Annotated in this window: 11 protein-coding genes; 1 reads left to right on the plus strand and 10 read right to left on the minus strand. The window is 60.3% G+C overall.

Translation table 11 applies throughout. The annotated features are described in order from the left end of the window. Positions 1 to 51: 51 nt before the first annotated feature. From LH464_RS13125 to LH464_RS13170, 10 genes are all read right to left on the minus strand, one after another. Complete coding sequence (locus LH464_RS13125; RefSeq protein ID WP_226786835.1) at positions 52 to 267, minus strand: hypothetical protein; 216 nt, start codon at positions 265 to 267, stop codon at positions 52 to 54. Between the two features lie 195 nt (positions 268 to 462). After that, the gene (locus LH464_RS13130; protein WP_226786836.1) at positions 463 to 2,157 is read right to left on the minus strand and encodes a S8 family serine peptidase; all 1,695 of its coding nucleotides are present in this window, start codon (positions 2,155 to 2,157) and stop codon (positions 463 to 465) included. A gap of 43 nt (positions 2,158 to 2,200) precedes the next feature. Further along, positions 2,201 to 2,998, minus strand: coding sequence for a phosphatase PAP2 family protein (locus tag LH464_RS13135; RefSeq protein WP_390624975.1), 798 nt, complete (start codon positions 2,996 to 2,998; stop codon positions 2,201 to 2,203). A gap of 216 nt (positions 2,999 to 3,214) precedes the next feature. Continuing rightward, positions 3,215 to 5,026, minus strand: a complete 1,812-nt coding sequence (locus tag LH464_RS13140; protein ID WP_226786838.1) for an SARP family transcriptional regulator — start codon at positions 5,024 to 5,026, stop codon at positions 3,215 to 3,217. Positions 5,027 to 5,303: 277 nt separating this feature from the next. After that, complete coding sequence (locus LH464_RS13145) at positions 5,304 to 6,137, minus strand: sulfite exporter TauE/SafE family protein (protein ID WP_226786839.1); 834 nt, start codon at positions 6,135 to 6,137, stop codon at positions 5,304 to 5,306. A gap of 127 nt (positions 6,138 to 6,264) precedes the next feature. After that, positions 6,265 to 6,972 (minus strand): fumarylacetoacetate hydrolase family protein, encoded by a 708-nt coding sequence (locus tag LH464_RS13150; RefSeq protein ID WP_226786840.1) that lies wholly within the window; start codon positions 6,970 to 6,972, stop codon positions 6,265 to 6,267. Beyond that, entirely contained in the window at positions 6,972 to 7,724 is a 753-nt protein-coding gene (locus LH464_RS13155; protein ID WP_226786841.1) for an ABC transporter permease, read from the minus strand. The genes LH464_RS13150 and LH464_RS13155 overlap by 1 nt, the downstream gene beginning before the upstream one ends. Positions 7,725 to 7,730: 6 nt before the next feature. Continuing rightward, entirely contained in the window at positions 7,731 to 8,537 is an 807-nt protein-coding gene (locus tag LH464_RS13160; RefSeq protein WP_226786842.1) for an ABC transporter ATP-binding protein, read from the minus strand. A gap of 1 nt (position 8,538) precedes the next feature. Continuing rightward, positions 8,539 to 9,306: an ABC transporter permease gene (locus tag LH464_RS13165; RefSeq protein WP_390624976.1), complete on the minus strand. Its 768-nt coding sequence runs from the start codon at positions 9,304 to 9,306 to the stop codon at positions 8,539 to 8,541. 79 nt (positions 9,307 to 9,385) lie between these two features. Next, positions 9,386 to 10,375 (minus strand): ABC transporter substrate-binding protein, encoded by a 990-nt coding sequence (locus tag LH464_RS13170; RefSeq protein WP_226786844.1) that lies wholly within the window; start codon positions 10,373 to 10,375, stop codon positions 9,386 to 9,388. Positions 10,376 to 10,638: 263 nt separating this feature from the next. Between LH464_RS13170 and LH464_RS13175 the strand changes: the two genes are divergently transcribed. Then, positions 10,639 to 11,313: a FadR/GntR family transcriptional regulator gene (locus tag LH464_RS13175; RefSeq protein ID WP_226786857.1), complete on the plus strand. Its 675-nt coding sequence runs from the start codon at positions 10,639 to 10,641 to the stop codon at positions 11,311 to 11,313. The last annotated feature ends 127 nt before the right edge of the window (positions 11,314 to 11,440 follow it).

Here is an 11,440-nt window from a genome sequence, read left to right on the forward strand (position 1 = left end):
TTTTGTATGTTCCGGCGGCATCGCCGGCCCATGAAGACTACAATCCGCGCCTCATTGCTGGGGCAAAGCGCCTTCGTAGTAGTCTCCGCTCTTGTTTGCTCCGAAGGCTGTGGATTCGCGTTTGGCGTTACTGCGTGCGAGCACGTGATCGCGCTGCATGGTCACGACGTCCTGGTTGACGTCGATGATGCTTTCGGCCTTGAGGGTGCTGCTCAACACGCCGGAAACGATGAAGGCAGGCGCCAATCTCAGAAGTTTTCCTGTCATGTTCTTACGCCTCCCTGGTTCCTTTCTGCGATCCGGTTCGTTTCCGGCTCGCTTCGTTGGAAGGGAGCATCGCTCCGCGGCGTCAAGTCAGCGCCAACGCCTCGTCAAAGCGGCGTCAAAAATGCATGAAAGAAGCGAAAGGCCCGCAAACGGGCCTGTCTAGAAGGTATCCAATGGCAGGAATGCGGGCTGTCATCACTGCAACAGTGCCAGCCGCACCGCCTCGTTTGCATGCGGAAGACCCGCACCGAAGAAATAGGTCACGCCGTGGGCGTCCTCCGCGTCAGAATTCATGCAGTCGGGGGTCAAGGGCCGAAAGCCCGGGGCAACAATCGAATCATGAGTGGAGGCTTCCGTCAGCAGCGTCTTGAGCTTCACGCCATTGAGACGCGAATTAGCCCCGTGGTTTATCTTGTACGCCCTTTGGACCAGAGCGCACACGCCACCAATGAGTGCTGCCGCTCCGGACGTTCCGCCGAACGTCGTGTAATAGCCACCGCCAATGCCAGGATTGTCGCTGAACGGAAGTAAGGACGACCACGGATTTGCGCCGCTGTCGTAGCCGAACCAACCGGGCAGATCCGTCGTCAACAGGCTGAAATGGGAATACCGGTATTGCTTGAGCTGACCGGGCGGATAGGCATGGCGGACGAAGAATGGAGAGAGCCTGTCGATGCGCAGCTGGTGGCGGTTGAAGACTTCGCCGTCGTCGGACGGCGCGACCAGCGTCAGTCCTTCGCCGTAGTTGCTGTAGCCCGAACGGAACCCCTCAACAGTGACCGCACCGACCGCAATGATGCCGTTGTTATCGGCGGCAAGGCTTGCCGGATAGATCATCTGGCTTTCGCCGCTGTTGCCCGCCGCACAGACGATCGGGATCTTGCGGCTGATCGCGACGATCAGATGTTTGAGGATCTTCCAGAGCCGCTGCGGGTTCGATCCTTCCTGGGTTGCGTGCGGATCGAGCTCCGCCGGTCCGTTGAGCGCCACGGCAATACGCGCGAACAGGTCGGCCGCATCACGGTTCCTGTACTGCTCGAGATCGGCCTTCAGTTCATTCTTCGGCTGCACGCGGGAGCGTTTGGGATCCGGCAGGCCACGTGGCAATACGATGACGTCGGCTCGCTGCTGGTAGGCGTAGAGAAAGGCCGCAATGAACTGCAGTGGGTCGCTTTCGAAAGACGTGCGGATCGAGACCAGCCGAGAGAACGGATCCACCCCGAAATAGGGCAGAACATTGCGGTTCCTGCTGGGCGCCGCATCCGGCCCCGAAGCGTCGAAGATCACTTCCGGCACCTGGGTCTCTCCCGTTGCCTCGACGATGGCCGCAGGCTCCCCGACAATCAGGCCAGCGCATGCGGTGCCATGCGACGCAAAGAGCGTTTCCGGATCGATCAGCCGGCGCAGGACGCCCTGCGAGGATTTGTACTCGGCCACGATCTCGGCGAGGTATTCGTCGTCGTCATTGGAAAGCCCGAGATTGCCGAGACCTGAAAGACTGAGGTTCGCGAAGAAGGAATACCTCTCTTCCGGCGTATGAGGATCGTCGTCGTTCAATTGCTCGGCAATGCGTGCCCCATAGCGGTGGCTGGCGAGATCGATGGATTCGCCCCTCTCGACGCGGGACGCGAGGTTGGGGTGATCACGGGAGACACCGACGTCGATCAGCGCAACCTTGGCCGGATGAACCGACCCTGCCGCTGCAATCAGATCCCAAGCGGTGGACGAAATTTTCGGGTCAGGCTTCTCCCTGATTGCACTGTCGTCCTCCCCCGGCATTTCCGCCGGCGGTTGCCCGAAGTCGGCCTTGATCACGCCGAGGGCGGCCAGATGCCAAAGGTAATAATAGCTTTGCGGGTAGGCGGGCGAAACTTCGGCAGCAACTGACATGTGAAACATCCTCCAGAAAGAGCAATGCAGACATCAGGCAAGGTTAGGTCCATTCGTCGTGAACCGCCTGGAAAACGGCGCCAAACGCATCATGCAGGTAAGGGGCGAAGCGACGCGCCAGCTCCCGGCCTGCCTGTGTGTCGCTCGGATAATGCAATCCCGCCCATTCGCGGTTTTCGGCAACCTTCTGGGCAATCCGGGCCAGTTCGTCAGTCACCGGATGTTCGGGCAAGATGGTGGCGAAGGCGAACGCAATGGAAAAGCACTGGAATGAGTGATTGCTCGGATAAGCCGCGTGCGACGGAACTGCCAGAAGCGGCCTGAGCAGCGGTTCGAACTGATTGGGGCGCTGACGGCTGAACTTGTCCTTGTACAGGAGCCCCACGTATTCACAGGCCATCAGAATGGACTGAAACAGTCCTTCGGTCTGAGGGAATCCGTCGATATCTTCGATATAGAGCGCCCTGGTGAATTCAGCGACCGATGTGGTCGCCTCCTTCTCGATGTCCGGCAGGCGGCGCGCACGCTCCCGGTCTCGCCTCTGCATCGACAACATCACAGTCGTCTCAAGCCGGGTGTAGTCCGGCCCGGGCGGAGGAAGAATATCGAGAACCTCCCAGCAGAAGCGCTTTGCAGCACTAAAGGCATTGCGGGAAGGTTGCTGGTGAAGCCGTCGCAACTCGAAGGCGGGGACCAGATGGGCCGATGCCAGTCCCGACAGTGCACCACTGACCTTGTTCTTGTTCTTATTTTTGTTTTTATTCTTGTTTTTGTTGAGCACCGCCTTGTTGGCAACGCTCTTGTTCATCACCGCCATAGCGGCAAAAGCCACAGCCACCATCGGCTCATCGGAAGATGCCCCTGACGACGACGGTTCCCCCAGATCAGAAACGAGTGGAGAAACCGGGGGTTCCTCCTCCGCGGAGGCGGCATCCTTGCATGGAATGACCGTGTCCGGCTCCACCTTGAAAGGATAGGTATTGAGAAACTCGACCACTCTCGATTGTGCCCCCGCCATGTCGTCCCTCCTTGGTTAACCGGCGTTATTGCTGTTGTGCTATCGGCCTTTGACCCCCGCTTTGATCAAACCGTCGATCAGCACCTGACCACCCTCGGTCCCGAGCAGCGGATAGCGGCTCTCGCGCAGGCTGGTAATCGAGAAGTCGGACTCAACAGCCTGAAGCCGTTCAAGGTATCGCCGGGCGGTATCGATATCGTCCGCATGGGCGTGACTGGATACCAGATACCGAAGCACCGAATTGAAATCGGGCCGAACCTTGAGCGCCTCCTCGCCGGCCGCAATGGCGACCGCATAGTCGCCCGCCAGTGCCGCGCTGACGCATCGGGTCGTATCGAAATAGTATTTGTAGCGGCTGTTGGCGACGAGCTGATCGACCCAGCGAGAAATGGCCACGGCCTTGTCGGCCTGCCCGACATAGCAGTGAAGCATGGCGTACAGATCCCAGCCCAGCGGTTGCACGGGGTTCAACCGGATCGCCTTCTCGAAAAGGCCCGCGGCATAGTCGTACTCTCCGAACAGGAAGGAATGCACGTGCCCCACGAGCGCCAGCGACACGGGGTTGCCCGGCTCGAGTTCCAGCGCCCTTCGCGCATAGGCCTGAGCCTCGTCGATGATCTGCGCATCGCGCGCGCTGAACCGCTGGCCGACCTGGAATGTGCGGATAAAAGAGAGCCACGCATAGGCCTGTCCCGTCGGCCATTGTTGCAGGCTCCGCTGCAGCAAGGCCTCGGCACGCTCCAGATCGACGCGGGAAAGGCGGAAGATGGCGTCCACGGCGTCGATGAGACTGCCCTCACCTATCAGCTTGCTTCTCCCGCTCTCGAACAGGATATACTGGGCGATCCGGTCGACCGCCTGCGCTATCATGGGATGGAGCGTGCTCAGGCCGCCGTTCTCCAGCGCCCGCCGGGCGGCAACATGGCGCGCGGACCACACGGTCATGCTGTCCACGATCCGCGTAAGGGCAATCTGTGTCAGCACCGAATCGCCCTCGAAAGTGAGATGCATTCGAACGGCCAGTGGTATCGTTACGGCCGGCACCGTTTGGCTGTTGTCCTGCTGGGGCGACATCAATCCGAACGAATGGTCGCTGACGCCGATACCAAGGTCATCGCCAAGCGACCTGGTCAGAAGATCATGCAATTGAAACGCGATGATCCTGCCATTGTCGCCGGAGCCGCTAAACGTCGGCGGGTGAAGCGTGATCAGCCAACGGTGCAGGAGGCCTGACAATGGCTTGCCGAACAGCCCCCCGTCCGGCTCCGCCAAGTCTTCGCCCCCTGCACCATCGCCGGCGCTGGATGCCGTGATCGGCAGCAGCGTAGAGTGATCCGAGCTTTCCCGAAGCAGCACCGGTTTCGGCTGGAAGCTCTCCAGCAATCGTCCCTTGTCCAGCCGGCTCTGCCAGTTCTGCCGTTCAAGCGTCAGCCAGTCCTCGAACTCCGGATCGCGTATATCCATTCCCTCGAGAAGATGCTCGCTGGCCAGTTCGCTTGCATCACCACGGTCCGCCATATCTCGCAGGTCGAGCGTGATCCGGTCCGTGTCCAGCCAGACCGTATTCTTGTCGGCGAGCAGAACGTCGCGGGCGGGTCCGAGCGCCTTTCTGATTTCCAGCAATGCCTGACGAAGGCTGGCCGCCGCCTGATCCTCGGACCTGTCGCTCCAGAGCTTGTCGCGCAGCCACACGCGCGATCGCGATCCGCGCCGCGACAGCGCAAGCATGGCAAGAATGGCCTGGGCCTTCTGTGATCTGGGTGTCAGCGAGCGGCCGGAATCGTCCGTGATCTCGAACGGACCGAGCAGGTACATGCGGTAGGACGCATGGTTGTGCTCCGTGCGATCCATCTCTCTCGGCCTCGGTAGGATACGATCGGTATCTTCCCTTACCCGCCTAACTGGCTCCCACCCATAATCTAGCATGAAAGCCGGCAGAGACGGTAGGCCTATTCCCCCGCCGAGCGCGGTACCTGCCTCCAGAACCTCGGCATCCATTACATTGAACACGAGCCATTCCCCTGACCGCACATCCTCAGCCGTCTGAGGTGTTAGTGCATCAGCGTCAACGCAGCGTGAGAGAAGCGTCAATCAGGGGATGAAATGATGCGTGAGGCGATGCTTCCGCTCAGAATAGGAGGTGGTAGCTGTCGAACAGCATCTTGGCGGACGTAATGGTGAGGAAGACACCGAAGAGCAGGCGGAGCGTACGCGGCTCGATGGAATGCGCCGTGCGCGCGCCCAGCGGTGCAAACCACATGCTGGTGAAAGCGATCGCCACGAGCCCGCCGAGATTGACATAACCCAGGGAGAACGCGGGAAGACCGGCCTTGCCCCAGCCATTGATCACGTAGCCGATGGTTCCCGGGACCGCGATGATGAGGCCGATCACCGATGCGGTGCCGACCGCACGGCGGACCGGATAGCTGCAGATGCTGAGTGCCGGCACCGTCAGCGTGCCTCCGCCAATCCCCATCAGCGTCGAAATCGTTCCGATTGTCGTCGCCATCCCCGCTTGGCCGGGCCGGGCCGGCAGGCCCTTGACGGGATGCCAACCCTCACGGGTGAAGAGCATGTAGAGCGCAACCAGTGCGGCAACGACCCCGAATATGGCGGTCAGAACCGTCGCCGTCGCATAGGACGCAATGACCACTCCGAGCAGGACGCCAACCGCGACAAACGGACCCCAGAGCTTCAGGAGTTCACCATCGACTGCACCCTTGGCCTTGTGAGCGCGGATAGACTGGATGGACGTGGGAATGATGGTCGCCAGCGATGTGCCGACTGCGATGTGGGCACGCAAGGCGACATCCACGTCGAACGCCGCGAGCACGTGGTAAAGGACCGGCACGACCACAATCCCGCCGCCGACGCCCAACAGTCCCGCCAGGAACCCCGACACGCAACCGACCAGCCCCAGAACGAGTGCAAACGAAGTCAACAGCATGAGAGATGCAGGCATGGCGGATCCCGGAGAATGAGGTGATGGACGTTCGCCCAGAAAGGGCTTGGAGGAGATACGAAGTGTGCCGAAGGCACACCTCGTCAATATAGGCGGCATGGCGACACCGCGCCATGCCTATGTGACATTATGCGACGCGGAAGCTTATGTCGTCCACGCCGGCCACATGCCCAACCATCTCGTCACCCTTGACGACGGCCCCGACGCCAGCAGGCGTTCCTGCGAAGATCAGGTCCCCTGCCTTCAGTTCGAACAGGCGCGACAGGTAGGCGATCATTTCCGGCACCTTCCAGATCATCTGGTTGAGGTCGCCGTTCTGGCGGATTTCACCGTTCACCTTGAGCCAGACGGCACCTTCCGTCGGGTGGCCTATCTTGGCGACCGGATGAAGAGGGCCACACGGCGCCGAGGCTTCGAACGCCTTGCCGGTTTCCCAGGGCCGACCAAGCTTCTTGGCTTCGCCCTGAAGATCGCGCCGCGTCATGTCGAGGCCGACGGCATAGCCGTAGACGCAGTCGAGGGCTTCCTCGACGGGAATGTTGATACCACCCTTCTGAAGCGCCACGACCAGCTCGACCTCGTGGTGAACGTCGCTCGATTCGCTCGGATAGGGGAAGTCCTGGCCCTGCGGCACGATGGAGTCGGGGTTCTTCTGAAAGAAGAAGGGAGGCTCCTTGTTGGGATCGTGGCCCATTTCGATGGCGTGATCGGCAAAGTTACGGCCAACGCAATAGATGCGGTGGATGGGGAAGAGCGCGTCGCTTCCGGCGACCGCCAATGTCGGCACCGGTGCCGGCTTGATGACGTAGTTCTTGAGTTGAGGCATTTCGTTCATTATCGCGCTCCTGCGTAGTATTCGATACGTTTTTCAAAGTGTTCCACCCCCGCGGACAACAGCATCGCCGCCGCGAAAAGAAGCATGGTAAGGGCCCAGAAACGCTCCATGTCGAAACTGCGGGAATAGAGCTCGAAAAGCTCTCCGTAGCCGATGATGGAGACCAGGATCTGCCCGATGACAACCCCCTTCACGCCGCGGATAAGACCGATCCGGATGCCGGCCAGTATCTCCGGCAGCGCGGAGAAGAGGATGATCTTGCTGAAAATCGTCCAGCGCGACGCACCGTAGCTACGTCCCATTTCGACGAGCGATGTCGGCACCTGCATGACGCCCGCCCGGGCATCCAGCACGATGATCCAGACGGCGAACAGGAAGACTGTGACCACCACGGTCGTCTCGCCCATGCCGAAGAGGATCATCAGGATCGGCACCAGTGCCGAGAGCGGTGCACTGACGAACATGTTCACCCAGAGGCCGAAGATGTTGTCGATGACCTTGACCCGCCCCATGAGGACCCCGAGCGGGACCCCGACGATGATGGCGAGTGCCATGCCGTAGACAAAGGAGCGCAGCGTGATCATCGATGCGCTCTGCCACGAACCGGTCTGGACGAGTTCAAAGCCTGCCGCGACGATGGAGGTGATCGGGGGAATGAGGAACATGACCTCAAGCCGCCCGACGATTTCCCAGATGAGCAACCAGAATATGAGCGACGTCATCATGGGAATGCGTGTGCCGTAGAAGTTCATGGCGCATTACTCCGCATATTGCCGCAGCCCCTGCCAGATCTCCTCGACCACGTCGAGGTAACCGGCATCGCGGCGAATGTCATCCGGCGAAGCGGAGCGGTCGATCATCGGGTCGATGATCTGTGATACGCGGCCCGGGCGCGGCGACAGAAGGATGATCCGATCCGAAACATAGACCGCCTCTTCAATCGAGTGCGTCACGAAGATGAAGGTCTTCTTCTCAAGATCGACCAGCCGCAGCAGGTCCTCCTGGAATTTGCGGCGGTTCTGTTCATCGACAGCCGAGAACGGTTCGTCCAAAAGAAGCACGTCCGCATTGACCGCAAAGGCGCGGGCGATACCGACGCGCTGGCGCATGCCGCCCGAAAGTTCATGCGGGTACTTCTGCTCGAAGCCTGCAAGTCCCACCTGCTCGATATAGCGGCGGGCAGTCCGATCCCGCTCGGCTGCGGGAACACCCTTCAGTTCCAGGCCGAAGCCGACATTGCGCAGCACTGTCGCCCAGGGCATCAACGCGAAATCCTGGAAGACGAAGGCGCGCTCGGGACCCGGTCCCGTAACTACGCGTCCGTTGACGCGGATCTCGCCGGAAGTTGCAGGAACGAGGCCGGCAATGATCTTGAGCAGCGTCGTCTTTCCGCAGCCAGAGGGACCAAGAAGCGTCGTGAGCTTGCCGCGCTCGAATTCGAGGTTGATGCCGCGGAGCGCTTCGACGTCTCCGTAGTTCTTGCAGATATCGCGGACCTGAACGACCGCGTCATTGCTGGTGGCGGACTTCACGCTGCCGCTACGTGCCAAAGCAGAATTGGCCATGTCACTTTCTCCTCTTTTCAGGACGCAGCAGGTGCGTTTCAACGTATTGCAATCCCGCAAGCGTCAGCGTCGATACGGCGATGATCGAGGCTACGGCGGCGTACATGTGAGCGTAATTGGCGACCGAACGGTGATAGGTGATCAGGTCGCCGATCCCGGTGGGTGTAATCAGCAGTTCGGCCAGCATGACGCCGATGAAACCGGCGGCGATGCCGAGACGAAGACCGGCAAACAGGACGGGCGACGCGTCGGGAATGATGATCTTGAAGATCTGCTGCATGCGCGATCCCTGGAAGGAGCGGCACATGTCGACCAGCGACGGGTTGACGTGGCGCACCGCCTTGTAGGAATTCAGCACAATCACCGGCAGCGCCAGCATGATGACGGCAAGCGTCTTGGCGGTCAGGCCGATGCCATAGACAAACGTGACAAGCGGAACGAGCGCGGCCATCGGCGCGGCCTGCAGGACGATGAAGACCGGTGCAAGCAGCCATTCCGCCTTGTCGGAAAGGCCCATGGCGACGCCGAGGCCAATGCCGACGGCCGCCGAAATCACCACGCCCAGCACCAAAGGCTGCAACGTCAGGAAGTACGCCTTGTGCATGCTCCCGTCCGCCACCATCTCGCCGAACGCCACGACGGTCTCGATGAATGTCGGGAAAGCAAAGCTGATCGGGATCCGACCAGCCACCTCCCAGGAAACGAAGAGAACTGCGAGCGATACGACGATCCAGAAGGATCGCCGCTCCTCGGCAAAGGTTCGGATCATCTCGACGACGGTGGGTGGAGCCTCTTTCGAGGCTCCGATCCCGTTGTCGAGTTTCGCAGGGGAAACGGACATCTGCATCCTACTTCGTACCGATCCTGGAGATCACACTGTTAAGAGCGGTCAGGTCCCAGAAATCTTCTACCTTCAGGTCCTTGGCCTCTCCTTCGAGTGCGCCGGAGATCGTGTAGAAGTCGAAGTCGTCCCGCGCGGCAGCCTCCCCGCCACCGTTGAGCGGCATGTTCGGCGCAGCTTCGGTGAAGTACGGCTCGATGTCGGCCACCATGTCCGGGGTCGCATCAGGAAGCAGCTTGTACTTTTCCTTCAGAGCCAGCGCCGCCTTCGGATCGGCAGCCACTTCCCGCCACGTGGTGAGGATGGCCTCGACGAGGATCTCCACATCCTTGGCATTGGCAGCGAGATAGTCCGTGTTGGCGAAGAGCGCCTCATCGGTGGCGCTGACCTCGCCGAGCGGCAAGAAGGCGAACTTGCCCGGCGCCTTGTCTTCCAACACCCGCTTGCCGGACGAGTCGACAATCGTCGCCTTCACATTGCCTTGCAGCAACGCGCCGGTGCGCACTTCGGCGCCTGGAACATAGGCAATGCTGGAATAGCTGATGCCGTTCTTTTCAGCCATCAACTGCATGATGGCCTCGGTACCGGATCCGCGCGAATGGACCGCGATCTCCTGCCCGTCGAGGTCCTTCCATTCCTTGTAGAACTCGGTGTTGACCACCGGGTAGAACTGCAACTTGCTCAACTGCATGAAGATGCGGATCGGCGCCTTCACTTTCTGAAGTAGCGCGTAAGGCCCGCCAACGCCGATATCCGCCTGGCCGCTGACCACCGCCTGAGCCGCGATATCCTCGCTCTTCAGAAAGGTGATCTGGACATCAACGCCCTTTTCCTTGGCGCGCTCCAAAGCGGCCAGGAGGTGGAGCGATTCCACGGTGGCGATGTCACCGAAGGCGACACGCATGGGATCAGCCCATGCCAGGCCTGGAACAGCGACGGCAAAGCAGATGGCGGCGGCAGAGACCGACGCCCGGATTTTCCTGGCTAATGTATTCATCATTTCCTCCCGTTATTGGGCCCTCCCCAGAACCCAATTGCAAACCAATCATCTATTAATGCCTTTGAGTGTCAACCAATTTCTTTGCGCTTTGTTAGCTCCCACACACGAAACACGCACTTCGAACCCTGCTTCCATCATTAAAATTATGTATAAACAGATACTTAAGCTTGCAATAACGCGTCCACAAGAGATTATTTGGCGTGTTGACAAGGATGGATTTGCTGATTAATGAAGAAACCAATTCATTATTGGTTGGACTTATGGATCAGAACTTGGAGATAGATGTGCTGGCGAAGCTGAAGGGGTTTCTTGCCAGCGCGGAATTGCCGGACGACGGGCGTCTGCCGCCCGAACGGGAGCTGGCGCAGTCGCTCGACGTCGGCCGTGCCGTCCTACGCAAGGCGCTCGCGACATTGCAGGCGGAGGGCACCGTATGGCGGCATGTTGGCAAGGGAACCTTTCTCGGCGACCGACCAATCGACACCTTTGCGGACATCAATGCCATGGTCCAGCACACCAACCCGCTGGAAGTCATGGGCGCACGCATTGCGTTCGAGCCGGAGGTTACCCGATGCGCCGCGCTCAACGCCACGGGAAGCCAGATCACCGAGATTCGCAACTGCATGATCAAGGCGCAGCAGGCGCCGACATGGCGGCAGTACGAGCAATGGGACAACCGGCTGCACCGCACGATCGGGGAGGCCGCGCAGAATTCGCTGCTGCTCGGACTGCTGGACACACTGAATGCCGTGCGCCGCGCGGTCACCTGGGGACGGTTACGGCAGACGCCTGTTCGCCCGCCGGCGGACCATCACAGCTTCGTGGAGCATGAACAAATCGTCGAGGCGATTGCAGATCGCGACGGCGCAGCTGCGGCCGATGCCATGCGGCGTCATCTTCGCAGCGTCGAGAGCCATATGCGCGACGTGCGCTAGGCTGTGAACTCATAAATATCCGGCGGCGGAGGGCCGTCACCATCGGGAGGAATACATGCAAAAGATCAAGGTCGCCAATCCGGTCGTCGAACTCGATGGCGATGAAATGACCCGCATCATCTGGCAG

Source organism: Pseudorhizobium xiangyangii (assembly GCF_020531965.1).
GTDB classification, from domain to species: domain Bacteria; phylum Pseudomonadota; class Alphaproteobacteria; order Rhizobiales; family Rhizobiaceae; genus Neorhizobium; species Neorhizobium xiangyangii.

Excerpts from the sequence above, each read along its gene's own strand:
- LH464_RS13175 (WP_226786857.1), top strand. The coding sequence starts at position 10,639 with ATGGATCAGAACTTGGAGATAGATGTGCTGGCGAAGCTGAAGGGGTTT.
- LH464_RS13150 (WP_226786840.1), bottom strand. The coding sequence starts at position 6,972 with ATGAACGAAATGCCTCAACTCAAGAACTACGTCATCAAGCCGGCACCG.
- LH464_RS13130 (WP_226786836.1), bottom strand. The coding sequence starts at position 2,157 with ATGTCAGTTGCTGCCGAAGTTTCGCCCGCCTACCCGCAAAGCTATTAT.
- LH464_RS13140 (WP_226786838.1), bottom strand. The coding sequence starts at position 5,026 with ATGGATCGCACGGAGCACAACCATGCGTCCTACCGCATGTACCTGCTC.
- LH464_RS13125 (WP_226786835.1), bottom strand. The coding sequence starts at position 267 with ATGACAGGAAAACTTCTGAGATTGGCGCCTGCCTTCATCGTTTCCGGC.
- LH464_RS13135 (WP_390624975.1), bottom strand. The coding sequence starts at position 2,998 with ATGGTGGCTGTGGCTTTTGCCGCTATGGCGGTGATGAACAAGAGCGTT.
- LH464_RS13155 (WP_226786841.1), bottom strand. The coding sequence starts at position 7,724 with ATGAACTTCTACGGCACACGCATTCCCATGATGACGTCGCTCATATTC.
- LH464_RS13165 (WP_390624976.1), bottom strand. The coding sequence starts at position 9,306 with ATGATCCGAACCTTTGCCGAGGAGCGGCGATCCTTCTGGATCGTCGTA.
- LH464_RS13170 (WP_226786844.1), bottom strand. The coding sequence starts at position 10,375 with ATGAATACATTAGCCAGGAAAATCCGGGCGTCGGTCTCTGCCGCCGCC.
- LH464_RS13160 (WP_226786842.1), bottom strand. The coding sequence starts at position 8,537 with ATGGCCAATTCTGCTTTGGCACGTAGCGGCAGCGTGAAGTCCGCCACC.
- LH464_RS13145 (WP_226786839.1), bottom strand. The coding sequence starts at position 6,137 with ATGCCTGCATCTCTCATGCTGTTGACTTCGTTTGCACTCGTTCTGGGG.